26 protein-coding genes are annotated in these 26,707 nt (G+C 67.7%); 12 read left to right on the top strand and 14 right to left on the bottom strand.

The features are described 5' to 3' along the window. The first annotated feature begins 18 nt into the window (after positions 1-18). From QZH52_RS20580 to QZH52_RS20570, 3 genes are read left to right on the top strand one after another with little or no spacing between them, the layout of a single operon-like run. A complete protein-coding gene (locus QZH52_RS20580; RefSeq protein WP_286522926.1) occupies positions 19-891 on the top strand; it encodes a carbohydrate ABC transporter permease in 873 nt (290 codons plus the stop codon). Further along, positions 888-1,745 (top strand): carbohydrate ABC transporter permease, encoded by an 858-nt coding sequence (locus QZH52_RS20575; protein WP_301812462.1) that lies wholly within the window; start codon positions 888-890, stop codon positions 1,743-1,745. The genes QZH52_RS20580 and QZH52_RS20575 overlap by 4 nt, the downstream gene beginning before the upstream one ends. 21 nt (positions 1,746-1,766) lie before the next feature. Then, positions 1,767-2,837, top strand: a complete 1,071-nt coding sequence (locus QZH52_RS20570; RefSeq protein ID WP_301812461.1) for an ABC transporter ATP-binding protein — start codon at positions 1,767-1,769, stop codon at positions 2,835-2,837. A 72-nt stretch (positions 2,838-2,909) separates the two neighbouring features. Here the strand turns inward: QZH52_RS20570 and QZH52_RS20565 are convergent, their stop codons facing one another. Further along, complete coding sequence (locus tag QZH52_RS20565; RefSeq protein WP_301812460.1) at positions 2,910-4,706, bottom strand: DEAD/DEAH box helicase; 1,797 nt, start codon at positions 4,704-4,706, stop codon at positions 2,910-2,912. Between the two features lie 290 nt (positions 4,707-4,996). On the opposite strand from QZH52_RS20565, the gene QZH52_RS20560 reads away from it, so the two are divergent. Together QZH52_RS20560 and QZH52_RS20555 are read left to right on the top strand one after the other, a co-directional pair. Further along, the gene (locus tag QZH52_RS20560; RefSeq protein ID WP_301812459.1) at positions 4,997-5,233 is read left to right on the top strand and encodes an AbrB/MazE/SpoVT family DNA-binding domain-containing protein; all 237 of its coding nucleotides are present in this window, start codon (positions 4,997-4,999) and stop codon (positions 5,231-5,233) included. Further along, the gene (locus QZH52_RS20555) at positions 5,220-5,651 is read left to right on the top strand and encodes a type II toxin-antitoxin system VapC family toxin (RefSeq protein ID WP_301812458.1); all 432 of its coding nucleotides are present in this window, start codon (positions 5,220-5,222) and stop codon (positions 5,649-5,651) included. Before QZH52_RS20560 ends, QZH52_RS20555 begins: the two co-directional genes overlap by 14 nt. 4 nt (positions 5,652-5,655) lie before the next feature. On the opposite strand, the gene QZH52_RS20550 is transcribed toward QZH52_RS20555, so the two are convergent. Beyond that, complete coding sequence (locus QZH52_RS20550) at positions 5,656-6,882, bottom strand: tetratricopeptide repeat protein (protein WP_301812457.1); 1,227 nt, start codon at positions 6,880-6,882, stop codon at positions 5,656-5,658. Positions 6,883-7,135: 253 nt separating this feature from the next. On the opposite strand from QZH52_RS20550, the gene ettA reads away from it, so the two are divergent. The 6 genes from ettA (at position 7,136) to QZH52_RS20520 (ending at position 14,684) form a co-directional block, all read left to right on the top strand. Then, positions 7,136-8,797: an energy-dependent translational throttle protein EttA gene (gene ettA, locus QZH52_RS20545; protein ID WP_286522890.1), complete on the top strand. Its 1,662-nt coding sequence runs from the start codon at positions 7,136-7,138 to the stop codon at positions 8,795-8,797. 172 nt (positions 8,798-8,969) lie between these two features. Beyond that, positions 8,970-10,169, top strand: coding sequence for a PQQ-dependent sugar dehydrogenase (locus QZH52_RS20540; protein ID WP_436411614.1), 1,200 nt, complete (start codon positions 8,970-8,972; stop codon positions 10,167-10,169). 88 nt (positions 10,170-10,257) lie between these two features. Then, the gene (locus QZH52_RS20535; RefSeq protein ID WP_301812455.1) at positions 10,258-11,433 is read left to right on the top strand and encodes a hypothetical protein; all 1,176 of its coding nucleotides are present in this window, start codon (positions 10,258-10,260) and stop codon (positions 11,431-11,433) included. After that, on the top strand, positions 11,424-12,575 hold the full coding sequence (locus tag QZH52_RS20530; RefSeq protein WP_301812454.1) for a hypothetical protein: 1,152 nt from the start codon (positions 11,424-11,426) through the stop codon (positions 12,573-12,575). Before QZH52_RS20535 ends, QZH52_RS20530 begins: the two co-directional genes overlap by 10 nt. 44 nt (positions 12,576-12,619) lie before the next feature. Continuing rightward, a complete protein-coding gene (locus QZH52_RS20525; RefSeq protein ID WP_301812453.1) occupies positions 12,620-13,264 on the top strand; it encodes a hypothetical protein in 645 nt (214 codons plus the stop codon). Positions 13,265-13,268: 4 nt separating this feature from the next. Beyond that, positions 13,269-14,684, top strand: a complete 1,416-nt coding sequence (locus QZH52_RS20520) for a CsgG/HfaB family protein (RefSeq protein WP_301812452.1) — start codon at positions 13,269-13,271, stop codon at positions 14,682-14,684. A 44-nt stretch (positions 14,685-14,728) separates the two neighbouring features. Here the strand turns inward: QZH52_RS20520 and QZH52_RS20515 are convergent, their stop codons facing one another. The 12 genes from QZH52_RS20515 to QZH52_RS20460 form a co-directional block, all read right to left on the bottom strand. Next, positions 14,729-16,102 carry a TAXI family TRAP transporter solute-binding subunit gene (locus QZH52_RS20515; RefSeq protein WP_301812451.1) on the bottom strand — a complete coding sequence of 458 codons (1,374 nt, stop codon included), beginning with the start codon at positions 16,100-16,102 and terminating at the stop codon, positions 14,729-14,731. A gap of 113 nt (positions 16,103-16,215) precedes the next feature. Then, entirely contained in the window at positions 16,216-17,232 is a 1,017-nt protein-coding gene (locus QZH52_RS20510) for a P1 family peptidase (protein WP_301812450.1), read from the bottom strand. A 23-nt stretch (positions 17,233-17,255) separates the two neighbouring features. Then, a complete protein-coding gene (locus tag QZH52_RS20505; RefSeq protein WP_301812449.1) occupies positions 17,256-18,239 on the bottom strand; it encodes a glycerophosphodiester phosphodiesterase in 984 nt (327 codons plus the stop codon). Next, positions 18,236-18,799 carry a YceB family lipoprotein gene (locus QZH52_RS20500; RefSeq protein ID WP_286536540.1) on the bottom strand — a complete coding sequence of 188 codons (564 nt, stop codon included), beginning with the start codon at positions 18,797-18,799 and terminating at the stop codon, positions 18,236-18,238. Before QZH52_RS20500 ends, QZH52_RS20505 begins: the two co-directional genes overlap by 4 nt. Before the next feature lie 49 nt (positions 18,800-18,848). Further along, positions 18,849-19,643, bottom strand: coding sequence for an amino acid ABC transporter ATP-binding protein (locus QZH52_RS20495; protein WP_301812448.1), 795 nt, complete (start codon positions 19,641-19,643; stop codon positions 18,849-18,851). Next, positions 19,627-20,280 carry an amino acid ABC transporter permease gene (locus QZH52_RS20490; protein ID WP_286536542.1) on the bottom strand — a complete coding sequence of 218 codons (654 nt, stop codon included), beginning with the start codon at positions 20,278-20,280 and terminating at the stop codon, positions 19,627-19,629. Before QZH52_RS20490 ends, QZH52_RS20495 begins: the two co-directional genes overlap by 17 nt. A gap of 7 nt (positions 20,281-20,287) precedes the next feature. Continuing rightward, positions 20,288-20,950, bottom strand: coding sequence for an amino acid ABC transporter permease (locus QZH52_RS20485; RefSeq protein WP_286536544.1), 663 nt, complete (start codon positions 20,948-20,950; stop codon positions 20,288-20,290). A 15-nt stretch (positions 20,951-20,965) separates the two neighbouring features. Then, positions 20,966-21,757 carry a transporter substrate-binding domain-containing protein gene (locus QZH52_RS20480; protein ID WP_301812447.1) on the bottom strand — a complete coding sequence of 264 codons (792 nt, stop codon included), beginning with the start codon at positions 21,755-21,757 and terminating at the stop codon, positions 20,966-20,968. Continuing rightward, complete coding sequence (locus tag QZH52_RS20475) at positions 21,754-22,551, bottom strand: GntR family transcriptional regulator (RefSeq protein ID WP_301812446.1); 798 nt, start codon at positions 22,549-22,551, stop codon at positions 21,754-21,756. Before QZH52_RS20475 ends, QZH52_RS20480 begins: the two co-directional genes overlap by 4 nt. A 211-nt stretch (positions 22,552-22,762) precedes the next feature. Beyond that, positions 22,763-23,077 (bottom strand): hypothetical protein, encoded by a 315-nt coding sequence (locus QZH52_RS20470; protein WP_301812445.1) that lies wholly within the window; start codon positions 23,075-23,077, stop codon positions 22,763-22,765. A 73-nt stretch (positions 23,078-23,150) separates the two neighbouring features. Further along, a complete protein-coding gene (locus QZH52_RS20465) occupies positions 23,151-24,116 on the bottom strand; it encodes a Bug family tripartite tricarboxylate transporter substrate binding protein (RefSeq protein WP_436411612.1) in 966 nt (321 codons plus the stop codon). Between the two features lie 55 nt (positions 24,117-24,171). Then, positions 24,172-24,612 (bottom strand): OsmC family protein, encoded by a 441-nt coding sequence (locus QZH52_RS20460; RefSeq protein WP_286536549.1) that lies wholly within the window; start codon positions 24,610-24,612, stop codon positions 24,172-24,174. A gap of 190 nt (positions 24,613-24,802) precedes the next feature. Between QZH52_RS20460 and QZH52_RS20455 the strand changes: the two genes are divergently transcribed. Next, positions 24,803-26,497 (top strand): long-chain fatty acid--CoA ligase, encoded by a 1,695-nt coding sequence (locus tag QZH52_RS20455; RefSeq protein WP_301812444.1) that lies wholly within the window; start codon positions 24,803-24,805, stop codon positions 26,495-26,497. The last annotated feature ends 210 nt before the right edge of the window (positions 26,498-26,707 follow it).

The following is a 26,707-nucleotide window of genomic DNA, read 5'->3' as shown; positions in this document are numbered from 1 at the left end:
CTGAAACGGCGGCCGACCATGAGTTCCACAGCAAGCGCCGTGACCGCGGCCGGCACCGCCGCGACACCCATCAAGCTCGGACGCTGGCAGTTCTGGGGGCGGATGATGGTCATCCCCTACCTGCTGGTGTTCGCCATCTTCGTGCTTTACCCGGTGTGCTACGGCCTCTGGCTGGCGCGCCATCCGCAGAGCTACGTGCACCTGGTCGAAGACCCGATCTTCTTCCGCTCGGTGATCAACACGATCATCTTTCTGGTCGTCGCGATCAACGTCAAGATGCTCGTGGCGCTGGTGCTGTCGGGCTTCTTCGTGCAGTCGCGCTGGTGGATCAAGATCCTCGCCGGGATCTTCATCCTGCCCTGGGCGGTGCCGTCGATCCCGACGATCCTGTCGGTGCGCTTCATGCTCAACCCCGAGTGGGGCGTGATCAACACCACCATCTTCCGCCTGACCGGGCTCGACGGGCCCAACTGGCTCAACGACCCGACGCTGGCGCTCAGCTTCGCGATGCTGATGCACATCTGGAAGTCGCTACCTTTCTGGACCCTGATCCTGGTCGCCGGGCGGCTCGCGATTCCGGGCGAACAGTACGAGGCAGCTTCGGTCGACGGCGCGAGTTCATGGCAGAAGTTCCGCTTCATCAGCTGGCCGGCACTGCGCACGCTCTACGTGACCTCGCTGATCCTGTCGATGATCTGGACGCTGGGCGACTTCAACAGCGTCTACCTGCTGACCGGGGGCGGTCCGGCCGACCTCACGCACGTGCTGGCGACGCTCGGCATCCGCTACCTGCGACTCGACCAGGTCGATCTGTCGATGGCCTCCATCGTCGTCGCCATGCCGCTGGTGCTGCCGCTGGTCTATTTCATGATGAAGAGGTTGTCCAAATGAGCCGCAAGCGCTGGACCGTCAAGGCCGTCGGCAACGAGGCCAAGCTGCTGCTGATCGGCATCCCGGTGCTGCTGTGGACGCTGATCCCGATCTACCACATGGTGCTGTTCGCGATCTCGCCGCGCGGCACCGCGACCAGCGGCCGCCTGTGGCCGACCTCACCGACCTTCGACAACTTCTCGACAGTCTTCCATCAGAAGCACTTCTATCTCGATCATTTCTGGGTACAACTCGGCAACTCGCTGTTCATCGCGGTGGCGGTCGGGGGGATCACGCTGTTCGTCGCCACCACCGCGGCCTTCGCGATCAGCCGGCTGCGGGTGCGGGGCGGCCGCACGGTCATGAACATGGCGCTCTTCACCTACTTCATCCCCGCCGCGTTCCTCGCCGTGCCGATGTACAAGACCATGGGCAACTACGGCCTGCTCAACAGCCAGTGGGCGCTGATCCTCGCGATGGTCACCATCGCATCGCCCTATTGCATCTGGGTGCTCAAGCAGGCCTCCGACAAGCTGCCCTACGAGCTCGACGAAGCGGCGCGCATGGACGGCGCTTCGCCGCTGCAGCTGTTCCGCCTGGTGTACCTGCCGCTGATGGTGCCTTCGCTGGTGGCGGTGGGTACCTACGCGCTGCTGCTGGCCTGGAACGAGTACCTGTACGCCTTCCTGCTGCTGTCGAACGACCGCAGCGTGACCCTGGCCGTGGCGCTCGGCAACTTCCTCGCGGCCGACGATTCGCCCTGGGAACTGCTGATGGCGACCGGCCTCATCTACGCGCTGCCGCCGGCGGCCATCTACTACACGTTCAAGCGCTACATGGTCGGCGGCATCACCGCCGGCGCCGTCAAGAGCTGATCCAGAAGGGAAAAAGACAACATGGCTTCAGTCACTTTTCGGGACGTCCAGAAGTCCTACGGCAAGACCCGGATCATCGAGCGCCTGGGCTTCGAGATCGAGGACGGCGAGTTCGTCGTGCTGGTCGGGCCTTCGGGCTGCGGCAAGTCGACGCTGCTGCGCATGCTGGCCGGCCTGGAGGACATCAGCGGCGGCCAGATCATGATCGACGGGCGGGTCGTCAACGAACTCGAATCGAAAGATCGGGACATCGCGATGGTGTTCCAGAGCTACGCGCTCTACCCGCACATGACGGTCGGCGAGAACATGGGCTTCAGCCTGCGCCTGCGCAAGGCCGAGAAGGGCCTGACCGACAAGCGGGTGGCCGATGCCGCCAAGATCCTGAACCTCGACCACCTGCTCGGGCGCTATCCGCGCGAGCTGTCGGGCGGACAGCGGCAGCGGGTCGCGATGGGGCGCGCGATCGTGCGCGACCCGAAGGTCTTCCTGTTCGACGAGCCACTGTCCAACCTGGACGCCAAGCTGCGCGTCGCGATGCGGGCCGAGATCAAAGCGCTGCACCAGCGGCTCAAGACCACCACCGTCTACGTCACCCACGACCAGATCGAGGCCATGACGATGGCCGACCGGATCGTCGTCATGCACGACGGCGCGGTCGAGCAGATCGGCACGCCGCTCGAGCTCTACGACCGGCCCGACAACCTGTTCGTCGCCCAGTTCATCGGCTCGCCCTCGATGAACGTGCTGGAGGGCACGGTGCGGCGCGCCAATGGCCAGTGCAGTGTCGAGGCGCAGGGCGCCTCGTGGCCGGCGCCGGCCGCCACGGGGGCGGTCGACGGGCAGGCCGTGCACTATGGCGTGCGGCCCGGCGACATCACGCTGTCCGAGCCGTCGCGCGGCGTGCCGGCGAGGGTGATCGTGGTCGAGCCGACCGGTGCCGAGACCGAATTGCTGGTCGAGGTCGGGGGCGTCCAGTTGACGCTCGCGGTGCACGGCCGGGTCGATGCCCAGCCGGACCAGATGGTCGGGCTGGTGATCGGCAGCGAGAGCGTGCACCTGTTCGATCGCCAGACGGCCAAGCGGCTGGGCTGAGGCCGCGGCGCGAGGCCAAAAGAAAAAGGGCGCAGCGCGCCCTTTTTGTCGGAGAAGTGGACTCGCTGCGACTCAGCGACCGAAGGAGCGGCCACCGCCGCCGCCGCCGTAGCCACCACCACCGTACCCGCCGCCCGAGCGGCCGCCGCCACCCGAACGGCCACCGCCGCCGGAACGATTGCCGCCGTAGCCGCCACCGCCGCCACGACGGCCGCGGCCGCCGAGGCTGTCGACGCTGGTGCGCAACGGATCGGGCTGGCCGTCGCCGCCGGCGACCGCTTCAGCGCGCAGATGCGCCACCGCATCGGCTTGCGTCGGGCTGTGGCTGTTGCCGTGATGGCGCGGCTGGCGCTCTTCATGCGGCAGATGATTCTGATGGTGGGTCGGCGCATGGTGCGGCGCGCGCGCCGGTCCTTGCGGTCCGCGTGCCGGACCTTGGCCGCGGCCGCCCTGGCCACGCGGCCCCTGGCCGCCGCCGCCATTGGCGCTGCGGCCGGCCGGTGCGCCCTGGCCCTGGCCGCCGCCGCGGCGCTGGCCACCGCCATTGCCACCACCGCCGCCACCACTGCGCTCGCCCTGGCCCGCCTTGTTCTCGCGGATGCGCTGCATCATCTCGGTGCGAGCCGCCTTGGCTGCGGCCTGCATCACTTCGCGGCTCGGCGGACGGCCGGCGCCGCCCCAGATCGTCTGGCGACCCATGGCGATCGGCTCGGCGCGCTCGCCGTCCTCGGGACCGAAGCCGTCGATGACCTGCACCGGAATCGTCTGCTTTGTGAAGCGCTCGATCTCCTGCATGAAGCCTTCTTCGTCGAGGCACACGAAGCTCACGGCCTCGCCGCTCGATCCGGCACGGCCGGTGCGGCCGATGCGGTGCACGTAGTCTTCGCTGACGTTCGGGATCTCGTAGTTGACGACGTGCGGCAGCTCGTCGATGTCGATGCCGCGGGCCGCGATGTCGGTCGCCACCAGGGCGCGGATGTCGCCGCTCTTGAAGCCGGCCAGCGCCTGCGTACGGGCGCTCTGGCTCTTGTTGCCGTGCAGCGCCATCGCCTCGATGCCGTTCTTGGTCAGGAACTCGGCCACGCTGTTGGCGCCGAACTTGGTGCGGGTGAAGACCAGCACCTGGCTCCACTTGTGCTCGTTGATGATGTGGGCGAGCAGCGCCTTCTTCTTGCCGCGGCCGACCGGGTGGATCACCTGCGTGATGCGCTGCACCGTGGTGTTGCGCGGCGTGACCTGGATGCTCTGCGGGTTCTTGAGCAGCGTGGCGGCGAGGTCGCGGATCTCGTCGCTGAAGGTGGCCGAGAACAGCAGGCTCTGCTTTTCGCGGGGCACCAGCGCGAGGATCTTCTTGACGTCGTGGATGAAGCCCATGTCGAGCATGCGGTCGGCTTCGTCGAGCACCAGGATCTGCACCTGCGACAGGTCGAGCATGCCTTGCTGCTGCAGGTCGAGCAGGCGGCCGGGAGTGGCGACGAGGATGTCGACGCCGCTCTTGAGCTTGCTGATCTGCGGGTTCATGCCGACACCGCCGAAGATCACGGTCGAGGTCAGCTGGAGGTACTTGCCGTAGGTGCGAACGGACTCTTCGACCTGGGCCGCGAGTTCGCGCGTGGGGGTCAGCACCAGGGCACGGATGCCGGTGCCGCCGAACTTGTTGGTGGCGCTGCGGCTCATCGTGAGCTTGTGCAGCAGGGGCAGGGTGAAGGCAGCGGTCTTGCCGGTGCCGGTCTGGGCGCCGCCCAGCAGGTCGTGGCCGTCGAGCACGGCCGGAATGGCCTGGGCCTGGATCGGCGTCGGCGTTTCGTAGCCCTGCTCATGCACGGCCTTCAAGATGGCCGGGGCCAGCTTCAGTTCATCAAAGTTCATTGAGTTCAACAAGCGCCCTACACGGCGCAGTGGTATCCACCCGCTCGGGCGTCATGTGGACGTCGAGCCAGTAAGGGCAGATGAAGGTCAGAGGTGGGAGCCCGAAAGCCTGCATAAGGCCGTCTTCGTCCCCGGCAGAGAGCCGGCGTCGCGGGCAACTGGACCCGGCAACAGGCGCTATTGTCTCATGAACCGGGATGAAGGGTGAAATGACGCGGCCGGTCGTGGAAGCACGCAGTCTGGACCTGCGGCGCTAAACTCTTACTTCGCCAGTATTACCAGGAGCGCCCATGCGACTCACCTCCAAGGGTCAGGTGACCATTCCCCAGAACATTCGCGAGCTCGCGGGCCTCAAGCCCTACGACGAGGTGGAGTTCGAGTACCGCAACAAGCAGATCATCGTGAGGCCCGTGAAGCGCGCGACTTCGCCGGCCAAGGAGGCGATCGCCCTGCTGCGCGGCAGCGCGAACTCGAATATCGGCCTGTCGGCGGACGAGTGGCTGGAGATGACGCGTGGCGAACGCTGAGGCGCTGGAAACCTTCCTGATCGACAGCAACGTCCTGATCGACGTCATCCACGAAGATCCGAGATGGATCGACTGGTCGTCCTCGGCCATCGGCGATTGCCTGAACCGTGGCAAGCTGGCCATCAATCCGTTGATCTATGCCGAGGTGTCGGTCTATTTCGTTTCGGACCGCGACTTGGACGCCGCGCTGCCCCCGCGACTCTACGAGCGGCTGGACCTGCCTTATGCGGCGGCGCGAACCGCGGCATCGGCGTTCCACCAGTATCGCAAGGCCGGCGGCACGCGAACCTCACTGCTGCCGGACTTCTATATCGGCGCCCACGCTCAACTGGCGGGTTGCACCCTCGTCTCGCGCGACAGCGCGCGCTACAAGACCTATTTCCCCAAGCTCAAGCTCATCTCGCCGAAGCACAAGTAGAGCGTCAGCCGCCGGCCCGCTCCAGATAGACGAACATTCCCTGGATCGCCTCGCGCTGGTCTTCGCGGATCGGTGCCCGGATCAGCTGGACCAGGTTCAAGCCGTGGCGCGCGGCCAGCCCGCGCAGGTAGCGCTCCGAATGGGCGTAGCGCAGGCTCGGCAGCAACTCGAAATCGACGCTTTCGGCGGCGCTGCTCTCGGCCGAGAAACAGAAGAGGCCGCCCGGCTCCAGCCGTTGCTCCAGCGCGGCGAAGACCGGCTCCAGGTCGCCCACGTAGATGAAGACGTCGGCGGCGGTGACCAGGTCGTAGCGGGCGTCCGTGCCTCGCAGGTAGGCCAGGATGTCGCCATGCGCGAGCTGGTCGTAGAGCCCGAGGGCTCGGGCCTTGTCCAGCATCTGGCTCGACAGGTCGACGCCGGTGAGCCGCTCCGCCATCGGCTTGAGTAGCGCAGCGCACAGGCCGGTTCCGCAACCGAGATCGAGGGCCGAGCGGAAGCGGCCCCGGCCCAGCTCGGCAAGGTGCCTGGCCAGGGTGCTGTGCGCCTGGTAGCCGAGCAGGCCCACCAGGTGCGCATCGAAGTCGTCGGCGTAGTCGTCGAACAGGGTTTCGACATAGTGGCCCGGCGCGGTCGCCGGCGCGGGGCCGTCGGAGACCGCGGCGAGGTAGTACCGGTGCAGCGCCGGATCGCCGCCGTGCGCCAGCGCCTGCTCGAAGGCATGGGCGGCTTCGGGGTGGCGGTTCAGTTCCCGCAGGATGCTGCCTCGATTGCTCCAGGCCTGGGCGATGCCGGGGTCGGCGGCCAGCGCGCGATCGTAGGAGGCTAGCGCCTCCGCGGGCCGGCCCAGCGCCTGCAGGGTCTGGCCATGGCGAAGCCAGAGCGCGCCGGCGGGAAACACGCCCAGCGACAGCACCTTCTCGAAGGCCGACAGCGCTTCCGGGTGCCGGTTCAGCTGCCCGAGGGCGCTGGCCTTGTGAAACCACGCATCCGGGTCCTCGGCCTCGGCCTCCAGGGCCTGCTCGGCGGCCGCCAGGGCCGCCTGCGGGCGCGACAGCTTCAACTGCGTCGCGGCGAGATTGACCAGGGTCGAGACGCGGCCCGGCAGCAGTGCGAGCGACGACAGGAAAAGCTGCTCCGCGGCCTCGAAGCGGGCCGTCTCGAGGGCCTTCAGCCCGTCGAGGAAGAACTGCCGGGCCTGGGCGAAGGCATCGGGGGTGGGGGTGGGGCGCATGGCGGCAGGGGCGGCGGCCGCCGCGGGCGGCGTCCGGAGAACTCGGATGGAGTCGGAGAATAGCAGCGCCGCGCGCGCTTCTTCAGGGAATCGAGGGGCCTGGGTTAGACTTGGCACCAAACCCCGGTCGGAAAACGCGCTGCAGCAGCAAGCGCTTGCCACGCAAGGCAGATTCGCCATCGATCCTCGCACAAGATCGTTGTCGGGTTGCCCGGCCACCCCGAACAGTCCCCATCACCGAACAGAGATAGACATGGCCCAGTACGTCTACACCATGAACAAGGTCAGCAAGACCGTGCCGCCCAAACGGCAGATCTTGAAGGACATTTCGCTCTCGTTTTTCCCCGGCGCCAAGATCGGCGTGCTCGGCCTCAACGGCTCGGGCAAGTCCTCGCTGTTGAAGATCATGGCCGGCATCGACAAGGAGATCGAAGGCGAGGCGCTGCCGATGCCCGGTCTCACGATCGGCTACCTCGAGCAGGAGCCCAAGCTGAACGCCGCCCACACGGTGCGCGAATCGGTCGAGGAAGCCATGGGCGCGGTCTACGCGGCCAAGGCGCGGCTCGAGGAGGTCTACGTGGCCTACGGCGCCGAAGACGCCGACTTCGATGCGCTCGCGGCCGAGCAGGCCGAACTCGAAGCCATCATCGCCACCGCCGGCACCGATTCCGAACACCAACTCGAGATCGCGGCCGACGCGCTGCGCCTGCCGCCATGGGACGCCAACATCGGCGTGCTGTCGGGCGGCGAGAAGCGCCGCGTCGCGCTCTGCCGGCTGTTGCTGAGCAAGCCCGACATGCTGCTGCTCGACGAGCCGACCAACCACCTGGACGCCGAATCGGTCGAGTGGCTCGAAGTCTTCCTGCAGCGCTTTCCCGGCACCGTCGTGGCGATCACCCACGATCGCTACTTCCTCGACAACGCGGCCGAGTGGATTCTCGAACTCGACCGCGGCCGCGGCATTCCCTGGAAGGGCAACTACAGCACCTGGCTCGAGCAAAAGGGCGAACGCCTGGCGCAGGAGCAGAAGAGCGAAGAAGCCCATGCCAAGGCCCTGAAGAAGGAACTCGAATGGTCGCGCCAGAACCCGAAGGCGCGCCAGGCCAAGAGCAAGTCGCGCCTGGCCCGCTTCGAGGAACTGAGCGATTTCGAATACCAGAAGCGCAACGAGACGCAGGAAATCTTCATTCCCGTGGCCGAGCGCCTGGGCAACCAGGTGATCGAGTTCAAGAACGTCACCAAGTCCTTCGGCGACCGGGTCCTGATCGACAACCTGAGCTTCGAGATCCCGGCCGGCGCGATCGTCGGCATCATCGGTCCGAACGGCGCCGGCAAGTCGACCCTGTTCAAGCTGATCGCCGGCAAGGAAACGCCGGACTCCGGCGAGGTGGTGATCGGCCAGACGGTCAAGATGGCCTTCGTCGACCAGAATCGCGACGCGCTCGGCAACGAGAAGACCGTGTGGGAAGACATCTCGAACGGCCTCGACATCATCAACGTCGGCAAGTTCCAGATGGCCAGCCGGGCGTACGCCGGGCGCTTCAACTTCAACGGCGCCGACCAGCAGAAGAAGGTCGGCACCTTGTCGGGCGGCGAGCGCGGACGGCTGCACCTGGCGAAGACGCTGATCGCTGGCGGCAACGTGCTGATGCTCGACGAACCCTCGAACGACCTCGACGTCGAAACGCTGCGCGCGCTCGAAGACGCGCTGCTGGAGTTTGCCGGGTCGGTGCTGGTCATCAGCCATGACCGCTGGTTCCTGGACCGGATCGCGACCCACATCCTGGCGGCCGAAGGCGACAGCCAGTGGACCTTCTTCAACGGCAACTACCAGGAGTACGAAGCCGACAAGAAGAAGCGCCTGGGCGAAGAAGGTGCCAAGCCGCACCGGATGCGCTTCAAGGCCCTGAAGTAACGACAGCAGGGCGAATAGACCCGGGCGCGTCGCGGCGCCCTTTCCGAAGGAGCATGCCATGGCAGCAGCGACTCGGTATCTCCTGGCGACGGCCCTGGCCGCCGTGGTCGGTTGCGGCGGTGGCGGTGGCGGCGGCAGCAGCGTCGCCGTCTCCGCTTTCGGCGTCAACGGCATGTCGACGCAGGGCGCGCCGGCCCCGGCCGGCAGCAGCGCCGCTGCACCACCCGCTGGCGCCGCACCACCTGCTGGCGCCGCGCCGGCATCGCCGTCGTTCAAGGTCACCGAACTGGCGACCGGCCTCGACACCCCCTGGGCTTTGGCCTTCCTGCCCGACGGCCGCATGCTGATCACCCAGCGCGGCGGCCAGTTGCGGCTGCGCAATGCCGATGGGTCGGCCGTCAACGGCGGTGCCGATCTGGTCGCCGGCGTGCCCGCGGTCGCGGCGGTGGGGCAGGGCGGGCTGCTCGATGTTGCGGTGGATCCGGCCTTTGCGAGCAATCGCCGCATCTATCTCAGCTTCGCCGAGCGCGACGGCACCGATCCGAGCCTCAACGGCACGGCGGTGGCCCGGGCCGAACTCGATGCGGCCAACCGCACGCTCGGCAACCTGACGGTGATCTACCGGCAGTCGCCCAAGGTCGACAGCACGGCGCACTTCGGTTCGCGGCTGGTGTTCGACCGCAACGGCTATCTGTTCGTGACCCTGGGCGAGCGCCTGCTCGACACCCAGCGCGGCTTCGCGCAAGACCTGTCGCGCGGCAACGGCAAGGTGATCCGGATCACCACGGACGGCGCTCCGGCGCCTGGCAACCCCTTCGCGGCCACCGCCGGCGCACAGCCCCACATCTGGAGCTACGGCCATCGCAATCCGCAGGGAGCGGCGCTGCATCCCGCGACCGGCGATCTCTGGACCCACGAGCATGGTCCGCAGGGCGGCGACGAGGTCAACCTGACCCTGCCGGGGCGCAACTACGGCTGGCCCGTCATCAGCTACGGGCAGGAATACGGCACGCTCGCGCAGGTGGGCGAAGGCACCGCCAAGCCGGGCCTAGAGCAGCCGCTGACCTACTGGGAAAAGATCGACGGCTCGGCCTGGACGCCGGGCACCCAGAAATCGTCGATCGCGCCGAGCGGAATGGCCTTCTATACCGGCGATGCGCTGGCCGAATGGAAGGGCAACCTCTTCGTCGGCGCGCTCGCCGGCACCGCGCTCTGGAGGCTCAAGCTCGACGGCAACGCGGTGGTCGGCCGCGAGCGATTGCTGGCCGAGCGCGGTGAACGCATCCGCGACGTCCGGCAGGGGTCCGACGGCTGGCTGTACCTGTTGACCGACAGCAGCAATGGCAAGCTGCTGCGGGTGGAGCGTCAATAATCAGAAAGTTCATGCTCTCTGTTGTTTTTCGATGTAACCATTTGATAACGTAAGATCGACGCACTTTTTTTGTGCGGGCGATGTCGGAATGCGAACAGGGATGGTGCAGCAGTGCTGCAAGTGGGGTCTCGGGCTCTTGGGGATCTTCGGATGGGGCAGCCAGGCCTTGGCGGTCACGGTTTCCCTTGCGGGATTCGCATACTCGGGCGATGCGAAAAGCATCCCGGACCGTTTTCCGTATTCGCAGCGCGTCGAGGCCTCGTTCGGAAAGCCCGGCGTCAATGGCCTGATCCGCCGGGCAGTGGCAGCGCAGCCACCAAAGGATTTCGAACTCGATACGGCCGAACTGGCCGAGCTCAAGGGGCGCGACCAGGCGATCACGGTGGCGCTGGTGATGAGCGGCGAGACGGTGTCGACCGAACGCTTCGGCAGCTACTCGAAACTCTTCGTCCAATTGCGGGCGCAGGCGATGTTCTTCGACTTCAAGACCATGACGGTCTTGCGCGCCTATCCGTTCAGCGTCGCCTATGTCGACTTGCTCGATCACGCGCCCACCGAGGACGAACTCGCGAGCCGCGTGCGAACGCTCTACCTGGGGGCCGGGACCACGCCCGGCATCGTCGCGCGATTCAACGAGGCGCTGGGCCGGGCCTCGTTGCCGACGCAGGTGCCGCGTTTCCTGCAGGTGGCGCAGGTCGTGGTCAGCGACGAGGCGCGCAAGGCGCTGCCCGCCGCGCTCGGCGCCAATCCTGGCGTGGCGGAGACCTGGGTCGCCGACATGCTCGGCGAGGCGATCTCCAGCCGCACCGGCGTGCCGATCCTTCCGTACGCCAAGGGCTATGCGATCGGCCAGGTGATGTCGATGCGCATCGCGGACGGCTCGGTGTACGAGCTGAAGCTGCCCGAGCCCGATTACGCCATCGCGGTCGATCTGCTGCGCTTCGGCCGCTTCGAGCATGCCAAGGTCGCCGCCGGCACCAGCTACATCTACGCCTCCAAGGCCCAGCTCAAGATCCAGCAGCCGCTTTCCGGCCGGGTGTACCTCGATTCGGAATTCAAGAACGGCGAAGTGAAGACCGTGCCCGCCTCGCAGCAGACGGTGGACGACTTCCCGGCCTACAGCGACAGCCTGCGCGGCCTGTTCACCAAGCTCTCGAACGTGCTGGCGGGCTCCGCCGAACCGTGGCTCAAGGATGCCGCGGCGAACACCGACATCGACAAGCAAATCACCGCCACCAAAGAGGTACTCGATCAATGCAAGTAATCCGCAACGTCTTTCTCATGCTGCTCGTGGCGACGGCGGCTTTCGCCGCGCAGGCGCAGGTTGCCAATGCGCGCGGCAAGGCCTCCGTGACCTACCAGGGCTCGGTGTTCGGCAGCAAGGCATCGGCCGACGACAAGCAGAAGGCGCTGCGCGACGCGCAGGTCAAGGCGGTCGAGTTCTACTACGCCGAAGCAGGGCAGTCCGAATCGGCCAACTTCGATGCGATCCGCGACCGCGTGGCCGCCAATCTCGACAAATTCATCCTCGACACGACAGTGCTCGACGAACAGGACCAGACCGACAAGCACGTCTACACGGTGACGGTGCGGACGTCGATCAACGTGGCGCAGCTGCGCAATGCGGTCAAGGCCGGATCGGCCACCCAGGCCGCGGCGAAGAGCGACAAGTCGAAGCTGACCTTCCTGTTCGTCTCGCGCCAGGTCGATTCTGAGAAGAGCTTCGACGACCGCGTCTACAAGCGCGTCGACCGCGGCACGAAGATCGACGTGCAGGGCGCCGACGACCGCAGCGGCGTCGAAGGCGAGTCGATCCGCGGCGGCCGCATCGGCACCAACGCCTCGGTCAAGCGCTCGACCTCGATCGAAGCCAAGCGCACCGATACGATCGAGACCGGCGGCAGCACGACCCGCAAGTCCAGCGAATCGACCTGGCGCATCTTCCCGAGCGCCAACCTCAACGCGGTGTTCACCGGCATCTTCGCCTCGGCCGGCTTCAAGGTTCTCGAAGCCGCCTACGTCGAGCCCTACACCAACGGCCTGCTGAAGATCAAGAGCGTCGAGAACGACTACAAGAGCGGCAACGACCTCGATCCGGCCACCCTGCGCGACGTGGTGCGCGGCCTGCAGGCGGCCCAGGTGCCGTACCTTGCATTCGGCACGCTCGACGTCGGCCTGGCCGACACCGATCCGGCCACCGGCCTGCAGCGCGTGGCCGTGACGGTCACCGGCAAGATCCTCGATCTCAGCAGCGGCATTCCCGAGAACCTGTCGACCGTCGGCCCGGTGCAGTACGCCGGTGTCGGCCCGACCGAAGCCGAGGCTCGCGGCAACGCGCTCAAGAAGGCGGCCGACAGTGCCGCGCGCGAACTCGTGAGCCAGGTCACCAACATCGGCCTGCGCTGAGACGCCAGCCTCCGTTTTCTCTTTTCTTTTCTGATTCGAACCTCATGAAATTCAACGCCATTGCACTCGCTTGCGTCCTCGTCTCGTCCTCGGCCCTTGCCCAGTTGTCGCTGCCTTCGATCGGCGGCCTGACCGGCGGCGCTTCGTCCTCGGCCAGCGCCGGCAATGAAGCTGCCCAGCAGGACCAGCTGGTGCGTGCCTACGTCTCGGCCAACAAGGAAGTGCTGCTGGCCCAGTCGAAGATGGCCGAAGCCGTCGGCCTCAAGGAATCGGCCGCCAAGCTCAAGTCGACCGCCGACGCGCTCGGCGACGGCGCGACCAAGGGCAACCTGTTGGACGCCGACAAGATCCAGAGCGACTCGTCGAAGGAAATCAGCGAGCGCCTGAAGGACGGCAACCTGCAGATGGATGCGCAGTCGCAGTCGCTCTATGCGTCGGGCATGGCCTCGCTCGGCACCGGCGTGATCAAGTACATCGGCCTGCGTCCGCACATCACGAACTTCGCCAGCACCCTGAAGGCATCGCCGATGCTGGCCATGACCAAGCTCAACTCGGGCGCCTACGTGGTGACGAACTTCCCGGGCAACGCCAAGAACGTCTACGACACGCTGAGCATCTCGACGGCCTACGCCAAGAGCCACGACATTCCGGTGCCGACCGACGCCACCAAGGCGCTGGGCTCGTTTTGATCCCATGAAGTTCAATCGACTTGCACTGGCCGCGCTGGTGGCACTTTCGGTCGCGGCTTGCGGCAAGGCGAGGCCGCCCGAGGCCGCGGTGGCCGACGCGCCACCGGCAGCCCCGGCGGCACCGGTCGCGCCGATGCCCGACGTGGGCAAGGTCGGCACCGTCACGGTCAACGCGAAGGGCACCGGTGCCTCCGCGGCCGAGGCCGTCGACGAGGCCATCCGCTTCGCGCTGAAGCAGGCCAACGGCCAGACCGTGGACCTGAGCTCCGAGCAGTTCAAGCTCACGCTGTCGCTGGCGCGCGGCAAGGACGCCGAAGCCCTGCGCACCAACGCCTTCGCCGAGCACATCGTGCAAAGCGCCGGCGGCGCCATCACCGGCTTCAAGGTCAACCAGCTCGACGGACCGGACAGCCGCGGCTTCTACAAGGCCGACATCGACGCCGAGGTGGCGAAGTTCACGCCCTCGGCGGCCGACAGCAAGAAGCTGAAGATCGTGATCGCGCCACTGCGCTTCGACAGCGACACCTTCGCGGTCGGCGGACGCAGCGTGGCGGCCGACAAGGTGGCCGAGGACCTGCGCCAGCAGATCCTCGCGGCGCTGACCAACACCGGCCGCTTCACCGTGCTCGATCGCGATCTCGGTGGCGAAGTGGCGCAGGAGCTCGACATGATCTCGTCGGGCCAGGCGCCGCGCGCCGAGTTCGGCAAGCTGGGGCAGGCGATGAGCGCCGACGTGGTGTGGGTCGGCAAGATCGCCTCCTTCGCGTACAACCGCCATGTGCGCAAGCTGCAGACCAGCGACCGCGAACTGGTGAGCTACTCGGGCGGCTGGGCGGTGTCGCAGAAGCTGGTCAACGTCGCGACGCGCCAGGTCATGCTGTCCGAGTCGATGCGCGGCGAGGCGCCGAGCGTGGCGGCCACGACGCTGGGCACCGGCGTCGATGGCGGCCAGATCAGCGAAGGCATGCAGAACGACATCGCCAATCGCATCGTCTCGGGCATCGTCTCGCGCACCTTCCCGGTGACCGTGATCTCGCTGGAAGGCAACGCGGCGGTGCTCAGCCAGGGCGGCCAGGCGGTGCGCGAAGGCGCACGCTACCAGCTGGTCCACATGGGCAAGGAGATGTTCGACCCTCAGACCCGCCAGTCGCTCGGCCGCGTCGAGTCCGACTGTTGCGAAGTGGTGATCGACCGCGTGACGCCGACCATGGCGCAGGGCCGCCTCGACCGCGTGCAAATGAGCCTCGACGGCCTGCAGCCCGGGGCGCTTCAACTGCGCGGGATGCTGCCTGCCCGCGTGGCCGCTGTGGCGCAGAACCAGGAAGCACCGGCGCCGGCCGGCAAGCCGAAGCCGGCTGTCGCGCGCAGTGCGGCCGCACCTGCGGCGCCGAAGGCGGCACCGGTTGACGACAAGTGGTGATCGCCGCCTGAGGGCCGGAGCTGCCGCGTCGAGCGCGCTCCAGGTCAAGCGGGTCCGGTGGAAAGTTTCTGCGCGGCGCCCGCCGCGCGCGGCGCGCCCGCGAGCACGCGCCTGCGCACCGCCTCGATGTTGTTGCGCAGCGCATAGAGCTCGTCGGCATAGGACAGCGGCACCGCGACCTTGTTGACCACGCGATCGAGCTCGCCGAGTTCCTTCAGCAGCGCGTCGGGGTCGCCGGTATGCGCCTCCAGCTTGTGCTCGACCTCGCGCAGCCGTGCATACCAGCGGAACACGCGGCGGCGGACCCGGAACTGGTAGAGCGGCGGCACGATCCGGCTCAGCGGCAGCATCAGCACCAGCAGGCCGCCCAGCACCAGCCACATCCGCTCGACCAGGTTGCTGGCCCAGAACGGCAGGTAGCGCTGCCAGAACGGCGGCGTGCCGTTGATGGCGCGATCGCCTTCGGGGCTGACCGGCAGTTCGCTGGTCCGGGTGTTGGGAAAGTCGCGCGCGCGGTTGAACCAGCCGGCGCCGCCATGCAGGCTCTGCGCGGTCTGCGCGAACAGCTGTCGCAGCGCGGGGTGGGTTTCCTCGCGCGACAGCAGCGAGGTGGTGGCGGCCAGCAGCGACACGTCGTGCGACGGCAGGTCGGCCGCCAGGTCGACCACGCCGCGCGGCAGGTCCACCGGCTGCAGGAAGGCGAAACGCCGCGAATAGGCGTCGCTCTGCTGGAAGTCCATCAACTGGATGTCGGGCGTGCGCAGCAGCCGCTGCACCAGCGGCGATTGCGGTGCCGAGGCCAGCACGATCACGTCGAGCAGGCCGGCTTGCAGCGCTTCGGTCGCGGGCGTCTGCTCGAGGTTGGACAGGTTCAGCGCGGCCGGGTCCATGTGGTTGGCGTGGAACATCCGCTCCATGATGTCGGGCACGCCGCTGCCCGGCTTGTCGACGTTGATGCGCAGGTCCTTGAGCTGGGTCAGCGAGGTGAGGGTGCCGGTCTTGCGGTCGATCCGCTTCGCCGCATCGGTCCGGTAGAAGAACCACAGCGGCTCGAAGAACAGGCTGCCCAGCGAGGTCAGGCCGGCTTCCTCGTCCTTCACCGGGTCGGCGCTGCCGCCGCGCACGAAGGCCACGTCGGCGCCGCCGCTGCGCAGCAGCTGCAGGTTGTCGAGCGAGCCATCGGTGGGCTTGAGTTCGACTTCGATGCCGTTGGCCTTGAGGGCCGCGGCGTAGCGCTTGCCGAACTCGGCATACGCGCTGCCGGCCGGCCCGGTGGCCAGGGTCACGCGCCTGGGCGGCTGCGGCTGCAGCCACCAGTAGGCGGCGACCAGCAGCGCGACGACGAGAAAGATGACGGGCCCGGCGGAAGCGATCAGGTCGCGGATCGACAGCAGGAACAGGCGGATGGCTTGGGGCATGCGGAAAGTTGGAACGAGGCTCGGGGACACCGCGGTCGCGGCAGCGGCATTTTCTGTGCTTTCCGCCCCCGGCTGGTTACAAAGCGCATGTCGGGTGCCCGCGCCCGCAGTACTCAGCCGAGGTCGCCGGCGGCCGGGAAGTGGCTGTCGCCGATGCGCACCGAGCGCGCCGCACGCACCGCGCGCACGGTCGCCAGCGCCACCACTTCGGCGGCCATGGTGCCGAGCACTGTCATGCCGGGCGCGTCGCCTTCGAGCGGCACGCGGCCGGTGGCGAGCGCGAAGAGGGTGTCGCCGTCGCTCATCGTGTGCACCGGATTGATCGCCCGCGCCAGGCCGTCGTGGGCCACGCTGGCCAGGCGATTGGCCTGCACCTTGGTCAGCACGGCGTCGGTGGCGACCACGCCCAGCGTGGTGTTGGTGCCGGCCAGCAGCGGCTTCGGCAACTCGCCGCGCAGCAGGGCGCGGCGGGTGTCGAGCAGGGCGCGGCCGTCTTCGGTGCGCGCGCCCGCCACGACTTGACCCGTATCGGGATCGATCACGTCGCCGAGCGCGTTGCAGGCGATCAGCGCACCGACCGTGACGCCCTTGACCGTGATCGACGCCGTGCCGATGCCGCCCTTCATGGCTCGTTCGACGCCGAACAGCTTGCCCACCAGCGCGCCGCTGCCGGCACCCACGTTGCCCTCGGCCGGCGCCGCACTGGACGCCGCCGCGCAGGCCGCGTAGCCGGCATCGGCATCGGGCCGGATGCGGGCGTCGCCGACCGGCAGGTCGAACAGGACGGCCGCCGGAATGATCGGCAGGGTGCCGAATCGGACGTCGAAGCCCACGCCGCGCTCCTCGAGCCAGCGCATCGCGCCGTCGGCGGCGGCCAGGCCCCAGGCGCTGCCGCCGGCGAGCATCACGGCGTGGACCTGCTGCACCAGGTTGCCGGGCGCCAGCAGATCGGTCTCGCGGGTGCCGGGCGCGGCGCCGCGCACGTCGACGCCGGCCACGGCGCCTTCGCGCGCGATGATCACGGTGCAGCCGGTGGGGCGGCGGGGGTCGCTGTAGTGGCCGACTTCGATGCCGGCGACATCGGTGATGGCGCCGGCATGGGCGGTGGGGGAGGAAGCGTTCTCAGGCATCGGCGATGATTATCGGGCGTGCTTCAGGGCCGGCGCGCGACCGGCAAGGCGACACCCCGCTCGCCGAGCAGGTCGCGCAGGATCGCGGGGTCGTCCGTGATGATGCCGTCCACGCCCCAGTCCAGCAGGCGCGCCATGTCGGCGCGCTGGTTGACGGTCCAGGGCAGCACGGCCAGGCCGAGCGCGTGCGCCTCTTGCACCAGGGCAGGGCTCAGATCGTTGTAGGCCGGCGACCACGTCACCGGCCCTTTGCCTTCGCCCGCGGCGGCCTTCACGAGCCGCGGCGCGCTGCCGAAGTCCGCGATCTTCAGGCCCGCGGTCCAGCGGCTGTCCTGCAGCGTCCGGCTGCTCGTGAGGTAGGCGCGCGGCATCAGCGGCGCCGATTGGCCGACCAGCGCCAGCGTGCGCCAGTCGAAGCTCTGCACCGTCACGCGCGGGGCCATGCCGGCCTTGTCGATCTCGGCCAGCAGCGCGCGCACCATCTGCTCGGGCGACGCCGTTTCTTCCGGCCGCCCGGGGTCGAGCTTGGTCTCGATGTTGAAGCGGACGTCGGTCGCGCCGAGTTCGTTGGCCCGCGCGAACAGCGCGGCGAGGGTCGGAATGCGCTCGCCGTCGCGCCACAACTGCTTGGGAAAGGGCTTGCCGTAGCTGCTCTCGGGATTGATCCGGCCGACATCGTAGGTCTGCAATTGCGCCAGCGACAGCGAGCGGATCGGAGGGCCCTTGGCTGGCAGGAAGTTGCCCCGGGTGTCGCGCGTGTGGTCCGGATTGAGCACCGTGTCGTGCGAGATCACGACCACGTCGTCGGCGGTCAGGCCGATGTCGAGTTCGAGCGTGGTGACGCCGATGGCGATCGCATGGGTGAAGGCGCTGAGCGTGTTCTCGGGCGCCAGGGCACGCCCGCCGCGATGGGCTTGCAGGTCGACGGCGCGCTGCTGTGTCGGCGCCGGTGCGGCGCAGCCGGCCAGCAGCAGCGCCGACGCGAGCCAAAGGGCCGGGCGGCTCATTTCAGCGCGACGGTGATGCCGTCGTCCTGAACGGTGATGTCCCCGATTTCGTAGGTCTTGCGGCCGACCGTGAGTTCTTCCGGCTTGAAGGTGCGCAGGGGCTGGTCGCGCAGCAGTTCCTGCGCGACCGCGCCGCCGATCTGCTGCAGCCGCTCGGCGTCGCGGCCGCCCAGGCCTTGCAGCTCGATCCGGTCGGCCTGCGGCCGGTCGAGCCGGACCGCACGCGCCGCGGCGTCGTACTTGAGCGCGCTGCTCACCGTGACGATGCCTTCGACTTGCGAGGGCCGCAGCAGCGGGCTGGCGATCGAGAGCACCGCGGTGATCGCCGCCCGGTTGTTGCGGGCGTCGAGACTGAGCTGGGGATCGCGCAGGCCGACCGTGAAGATCTCGGCGTAGCGCTGCTGCACCGGGAAGCGCTTGGCGACCTGCGCCTGGAGTTCCTCGCGGGTGGCGGTGTATTCGCTGGTGAAGAAGTTGAAGCCGGCCAGGGCGGCCAGCGGCGCCATGGCGGTGGCGCCCCACAGGGCGCGCAGCAGCTGTCGACGGGAATGGTGTGGCATACCCTTCCGAGCTTGCCACAGGCCGGGGGTTCCCGGCCGCGCCCCTCGATCAGTCGTGCAACGATGAAAGAAACTGTTGCAGCTCCGGCGTCTTCGGGCTGCCGAACAACTCCGCCGGCGGCCCCATCTCGTGCACGCGGCCCTGGTGCATGAAGATCACGCGGTCGCTAACCTTGCGTGCGAAGCTCATTTCGTGCGTCACCATCAGCAGAGTCATGCCCTCGACCGCCAGCGACTCCACCACGCGCAGCACCTCGCCCACCAGTTCGGGGTCGAGCGCCGAGGTGATCTCGTCGCAAAGCAGCACCGCCGGCTCCATCGCCAGGGCGCGGGCGATCGCCACGCGCTGCTGCTGGCCACCCGAGAGCTGATCGGGCATGGCGTCGAACTTTTCGGCCAGGCCGACCCGCGTGAGCAGCTTGCGGGCCTGCGAAGCCGCCTCGATGGCGCTGCGCTTCTTGACCAGGGTCGGCGCCAGCATCACGTTCCTGCCGACCGTCAGGTGCGGGAACAGGTTGAAGCTCTGGAAGATCATGCCGACGCGCTGGCGCAGCTCGCGCATCGCCATCGCGCTCTCGTGCAGCAGCGGCTTGCCGTCGACCGTGAGCGAGCCTTCCTGGAACACCTCGAGGCCGTTGATGCAGCGCAGGAGGGTGCTCTTGCCGGAGCCGCTCTTGCCGATGATCGCGATCACCTCGCCGCGCCTGACCTCCAGGTCGATGCCCTTGAGCACTTCGTTGCTGCCATAGGACTTGCGCAGCGCCGTGATGCGCACGATCGGCGCGACGGAGACCCGGGCGGCGGCAGCGGCTTCGGATGCGGGGGCTTCAGCGACGAGCGACATTGATCTTCCTCTCGAGGTTCTTGGCGTACAGGCTCACGGGAAAGCACAGCACGAAATAAAGCAGGGCGACGCAACTGAACACCACGAAGGGCTTGAAGGTGGCGTTCGAGATCATGCTGCCGGCCTTGGTGAGCTCGATGAAGCCGATCACCGAGGCCAGTGCCGTGCCCTTGATCACCTGCACCAGGAAGCCGACCGTGGGCGCCACGGCGATGCGCGTGGCCTGCGGCAGGATCACGTGGCGCATCTGTTCGCCGAAGCGGAGCGCCAGGCTGCCCGAGGCCTCCCACTGGCCTTTCGGAATGGAGGCTACGCAGCCGCGCCAGATCTCGGTCAGGAAGGCGCTGGTATAGAGCGTGAGCGCGACCGAGGCCGCGGTCCAGGCCGAGACGTCGACGCCGAACAGGGCGATGCCGAAGTAGGCCAGGAACAGCTGCATCAGCAGCGGCGTGCCCTGGAAGACCTGCACGTAGAGGCCGATGAGCCGGTCGGCGACCGGACCTCCCGACAGCCGCGCGAACAGCAGCAGGCCGCCGACCACGCCGCCGCCGACGAAGGCGATCAACGACAGCACCACGGTCCAGCGCAGCGCCAGCAGCAGGTTGCGAAGGATGTCCCACAGCGAGAAATCGGTCATGGGCTTGCTACCTTCCGAAGAAGTACTTGGGGCCGGCCCAGTTGAGCAGGCGGCGGGCACCGACCGACAACGCGAGGTAGATCACGGTGGCGATGATGAAGGCCTCGAAGGCGCGGAAGTTGCGGCTCTGGATCAGGTTGGCCGCGTAGCTCAGCTCCTCGGTCGAGATCTGGCTGCAGACCGCCGAACCCAGCATCACGATGATGATCTGGCTCACCATCGCCGGCCAGACCTTCTTCATCGCCGGCGGCAGCACCACGCGCAGGAACACCTGCACCTTGTTGAGCGCCAGGCTCACGGCGGCCTCGATCTGGCCGCGCGGCGTGGCCTCGATGCCGGCGCGGATGATCTCCGTCGCGTAGGCGCCGAGGTTCATCACCATCGCGATCACCGACGCCACTTCGGGCGACAGCTTGAAGCCGGCCGCGGGCAGGCCGAAGAAGATGAAGAACAGCTGCACGATGAAGGGCGTGTTGCGGATCAGCTCGACATAGCTGCCCACCAGCCAGCGCAGCCAGGCCGGGCCGCTGGCGCGCGACCAGGCGCAGGCGACGCCCACCACCATGCCGATGACTGTCGCGATGGCCGTCAGCCCCAGCGTCCAGAGCACGCCCCGCACCAGCAGGGGCCATTGGCCGAGGACCGCGCCGAAGTCGAATTCGATGCCCATGGCAGGCCGTCGCGATCAGACCGGAAGGTCGCCGGCCGGACGGCCGAGCCACTTCTTCGCCATCGCGTCGAGCGTGCCGTCCTTCTTGGCGTTGGCGATGATCTCGTTGACCTTGGCCTTCAGCGGGTCCTCGCCCTTGGCGATGCCGATGAAGCAGGGGCTGTCCTTGAGCAGCAGCTTGTACTCGGCGCCGAGCTGCGGGTTCTTCTGCATCATGTCGCCGGCGACCGCGGCGCTGGTGGCCAGGGTCTGGGTCTGGCCGGCCACGAAGGCGGCGATGGTGGCGTTGTTGTCCTCGAATCGCTTGTACTCGAGGCTGGCCGGCGCGACCTTGGCGAGCTCCTGGTCTTCCATCGCGCCGCGGGTCACGGCGACGGTCTTGCCGCCCATGTCGGCGAAGCTCTTGATGTTGAGGTTCTTGCCCGCGTAGACCGCCTGGAAGAAGGGCGCGTAGGCGGCCGAGAAGTCGATCACCTTTTCGCGCTCGGCATTCTTGCCCAGGGTGGAGATCACCAGGTCGGCCTTGCGGGTCTGCAGGTAGGGGATGCGGTTGGCGCTGGTCACGGGCACCAGCTCGACCTTGACGCCCAGCTTGCTCGCGATCAACTGCGCCATCTCGACGTCCAGGCCCTGCGGCGTCATGGTCTTGTCGACGGAGCCGTAGGGCGGGTAGTCGGTCGGCACCGCGATCTTGATGAGTTTGGCCTTCATGACGTTGTCGAGCGCGCTCTGGGCATGCGCGAGGCCGGTGGCGAACAGCGTGACGGCGGCGAGTGCGAGCGCGAAACTGCGCTTGGATGACTTCATAACAGGGCTCCTAGGTAGGTCGATGAATCGTCGGGTGAAGCTTCGGGTCCGGCCGCCTTGCGTCCCCTCCTGGCGGGGGTGGTACGCAAGAGCTGTGCCTCGCTCCGGGTGGGGTCGGCCGCGCCCTGCATCGGCGCCAGCGCATCGCGCAGCCGGGCCAGCGGGTCGGTCGGTGTCGGCACGCGCAGCGCCGACTGCACGGTGCCGATGTGTTCGCTCATCAGGGCCTCGGCGGCCGCGGTGTCGCCGCGCTCGAGTGCCGCGACGATGCGCACATGGTCCTCGCAGGACTGCGCGGCGTCGTGCGAAGACTGGTAGAGCATCGCGATCAGCGTCGTGCGCGCAGTGAAGTCGCGCAGCGTGTCGGCCAGCAGCGAGTTGCCGAGGCATTCGGCCAGGCAGACGTGAAAGTCGCCCAGCAGGTAGCTGCGGTTGCCGATGTCGCTGTCCTTCAGTGCGGCCTTCTCGCGCTTGAGGTGTGCCTTGAGGGCTCGAAGCGCGTCGCGGCCGATGGCGCCGGCGCTGCGGATCAGGCCGGACTCGATCACGCGGCGGGCTTCGAAGGCTTCGCGCGCCTCGTCCTGCGAGGGTTCGATCACGAACCAGCCGCGGCGCGCGCTCACGGTGACGATGCCGCGGGCCGCGAGCCGTGTCAGCGCCTCGCGCACGATGGTGCGGCTGCAGTCGAACAGCATCGCCAACTGCTGCTCGCCCAGGCGGGCGCCGGGCGCGAGCTTCTGCGCCATCACCGCTTCGACGATGCGTGCACTGATTTCGGGAGCGCTGATGGACATGCCTGCGCATCAGCAGCTTTCATGCCTGCTTGTATGCAAGAAGGTGGTGCATGCATGCATGCGTGCGCGTACGCGGGCGAAAAAAAGGCCCGCACGAGGCGGGCCTAACCTTGATTGCACTTGCAGCAATGACTAACACCCCGATTTTCGCGCTGTCCGGCGCGTTTGGGTGTGAAAAATTCGACAGTCGCGGACTGTTACCTGATTTGCTTTACAAGCCCATGAACTCCGAAATCCTCCGGACGACGGATTTCGGCGGCGGCGTCGAGAAGAGCGTTTCAACGGGCGGTGGCGCGCGCCGGGCGGCCACGGTCTCCAGCGCCTCGGCGACCAGCATCGACGAACCATCGGCTCGCCGCCGCCATGCCCGGGCCACCTGGGCCAGTTCGGCGGGGGTCAGCGGCTTCGGCGGACTGTCCGGGGCGGGCCGCCGCTCCAATTGCTCCGGCGCCAGCCTGGGCCGCCGGCCGCCGAACAGGCCGTCGGGTGCGGGGTCGGGGCGGCGAGAAAAATAAAGATGATCCATGTAAGACATTGTGACTACACGGATTGCGCGTTTGAAGCCGTCCGAAAGTTGTAGGGCGAGCTTTGCCCGGCCCTCAGTCCATCTTCGCGTCCGACGCCTTCACCGCCTTGTCCCAGCGCGGGGTTTCGGCGGCCAGGAACTTCGCGAAGTCTTCGCTGCCCAGGAAGGCCGGATCGGCGCCCTGGCTCACCATGCGCTCGCGCACCTCGGGGCTGGTCAGCACCTGCCTGAAGGCGTCGCTGAGCTTGGCGACGACGTCCTTGGGCGTGCCCGCCGGCGCCAGGAAGCCATAGAAGCCGACCACTTCGAAGCCCTTGATGCCGGCCTCGATCACGGTCGGCACCTCGGGCAGCGCCGGATTGCGGGCGGCGCTGGTCACGGCCAGTGCCCGCACCTTGCCCTGCTTGTGGTAATTGGCCGCCTGCGGGATCGACTCGGCCATGAACTGCACCTGGCCGCCCATCAGGTCGGTGAAGGCCGGCGCGCTGCCCCGGTAGGGGATATGGACCATGAAGATGCCGGTCGCGCTCTTGAACATCTCGGGCACCAGGTGGCTGATGCCGCCGTTGCCGGCCGAGCCGTAGTTGAGCTGGCCGGGCCGGGCGCGGGCGTAGTCGACGAACTGCCGCAGGTTCTGGACCGGCAGCTTGGGCGTGACCAGCAGCGCGAGCGGCTGCATCGCGGTGCGGGCGATCGGCGTGAAGTCGCGCAGCGTGTCGTAGGGCAGCTTGGCGTAAAGCGCGCCGTTGATCACCGCGACGCCGGTGTTCGCCAGCATCAGGGTGTAGCCGTCGGGTGCGCTCTTGGCGACCGCCTCGGCGCCGACCGAGCCGCCGGCGCCGGGCTTGTAGTCGACGATCAGGGGCTGGCCCAGCACCGCCTGCAGCCGGTCGGTGAGCAGCCGCGCATGCTGGTCGAGCGGGCCGCCGGCCGGGAAGCCGATGACGATCTTGATCGGCTTGTCGGGAAAGGCGGCCAGGGCGGCCGTCGAAACCGCCAGCCACAGCAGTGCGGCGATGCCTTTGCGGGCCATGTTCATGCGTGTCTCCTCGTTGTGAGGGCGATCATAAACAGCGGCCCGGCGGCCTCGGGCGTCAGGACTTGAGCGTGGCTTTCAGCGTGATCTCCGGCACGCTCGCCAGCGCCTTCGACAGCGGGCAGCCGGCCTTGGCGCCGGCCGCGAGTTCCTGGAATTTCGCCTCGTCGAGGCCCGGCACCACGGCTTCGAGTTCGAGCTGGATGCGATCGATCTTGAAGCCCGGACCGTCCTTGGCCAGCCGCACGGCGGCTTTGGTGTCGATCGAGGTGGCGGTCAGGCCCGCGCCTTCGAGTGCGAAGGCGAAGGCCATCGTCAGGCAGCCGGCGTGCGCCGCGCCCAGGATCTCTTCGGGGTTGGTGCCGCGCTTGTCGTCCTCGAAGCGGCTGGCGAAGCCGTAGGGGTAGTCCTTGATCGCCCCGGTCTCGGTGCTGATCAGGCCCTTGCCGGTCTTGCCGGCGCCTTCCCAGTGAACGCTCGCGTGCTTGTCTGCAGCCATGGAAGCTCCTCGTCGAAATGGGTTGAGAGGCTGCTCTTTTACGGCAGATCGGGCGCCGCGTCTGTCGGTCGATGGCGGTAGCCGGCTTTTTCCTGGCGGCAAGAGGGAGTCGCCCAGGTGACGTCTGTCGGGGCTTCCCCGATGCGTCGGCGCGGCCGGGCATCGTAGGCTCACGCTCTCTGGAGACTGTATGGATCGACCGCACTACAAGTTCTGGCCCCAGCGCCTGCCCCATTCGATCACCGTGCCCGCGACATCGCTCTGGCACAACCTGGCGGTCAATGCCGCGCGCTATCCGCGCAAGCCCGCGCTGGTCTTCTTCGGCAGCGAGATCAGCTATGCCGAGTTCGCGGCCCAGGCCGAGCGGCTGGCCGGCACCTTGCACGCGCTGGGCGTGCAGCGCGGCGACCGCGTCATTCTGGACATGCAGAACTGCCCCCAGCTGGTGATCGCGCATTTCGCGATCCTGCGGGCCAATGCGGTCGTGGTGCCGGTCAACCCGATGAACCGGGCCGAGGAGCTCAAGCACTACATCACCGACCCGGATGCCAAGTTCGCGATCACCACCGGCGACCTGGCACCCGAACTGGCCAAGGCCAGCAATGCGCTCGATCCCAAGGACCGGCTGGCGCACATGATCGTCACCCAGTTCACCGACACCTTCGACCCCGAAGTGACCGGCGACGAGGCCCCGGCGCCGGCGTGGCGCGACTGGCTGCTGACGCAGCATCCGCTGCCGGCCCTGGAGGGCGGCGCCGTGATGCGCTGGACCGAGGCGCTCGCTGCCGGCCATCCGCCGCCCGAGCATGTGGTGGGTGCCGACGACATGGCGCTGCTGCCCTACACCAGCGGCACCACCGGCCTGCCCAAGGGCTGCATCCACCATCATTCGAGCCTGATGCACAACGCCTGCGCCGGCCAGATCTGGGGCCTTGGCTCGGCCGAGGTGGTGGTGCTGGCCGTGGTGCCGATGTTCCACATCACCGGCGTGGTCAGCATGATGCACACGACGGTGCTGATCGGCGGCACGCTGGTCATCATGCCGCGCTGGGACCGCGACGTCGCCGGGCGCCTGATCTCGCGCCGCAAGGTCACCAGCTGGACCAACATCCCGACCATGGTCATCGACCTGATGGCCAGCCCGAATTTCGCCAGCTACGACCTCAGCAGCCTGAGCTACATCGGCGGCGGCGGTGCCGCGATGCCGCAGGCCGTGGCCCAGCGCCTGTTCGAGCAGTTCGGCCTCAAGTACCAGGAAGGCTACGGCCTCACCGAGACCGCCGCGCCCTCGCACGCCAACCCGTTCGAGAACCCGAAGCAGCAGTGCCTGGGCATCCCCTACATGAGCACCGATGCGCGGGTGGTCGACCCCGACACCCTGGTCGAGATGCCGGTCGGCGAATCGGGCGAGATCATCATGCGCGGCCCGGGCGTGTTCGAGGGCTACTGGAAGCGGCCCGACGCCACGGCCGCGGCCTTCATCGAGTTCGAGGGCCAGCGCTTCTTCCGCTCGGGCGACATGGGGCGCATGGACGAGGACGGCTACTTCTTCATCACCGACCGCCTCAAGCGGATGATCAACGCCAGCGGCTTCAAGGTCTGGCCGGCGGAGGTCGAGCTGCTGATGTTCCGCCATCCCGCGATCCAGGAGGCCTGCGTGATCGGCACCAAGGACGCCTACCGCGGCGAGTCGGTCAAGGCGGTGGTGGTGCTGCGCCCCACGCACAAGGACACGACGGAGCAGGAGATCATCGACTGGTGCCGCGAGAACATGGCGGTCTACAAGATCCCGCGCGCGGTGCAGTTCGTCGACGCGCTGCCCAAGAGCGGCAGCGGCAAGGTGATGTGGCGGCTGCTGCAGGAAGCCGAAAGCGGCTCCAGATAACGATCTTTTGCTATCTATTTGATAGCTGATATCAAATAGTTGGCTGCATACGGAATTTGTACGAAAAACAACAGCGCACGCAAGCGAATGGGTGCACTTAAACTTCTCAGCTTCGTCGTCTGCGAGGGCTGGAGAAGGCAGCGCAAGCGGGAGGACTAGATACCAGCCGCACACCGGGCCCCTAGCGGCCCGTTTTGCTTTTGGTTCCCA

The sequence above is a fragment of the Variovorax ginsengisoli genome, assembly GCF_030486595.1.
Lineage (GTDB): Bacteria > Pseudomonadota > Gammaproteobacteria > Burkholderiales > Burkholderiaceae_C > Variovorax > Variovorax ginsengisoli_B.
Note: the sequence above shows the minus strand (reverse complement) of the source record. Positions and strands in the feature narration are given on the sequence as shown.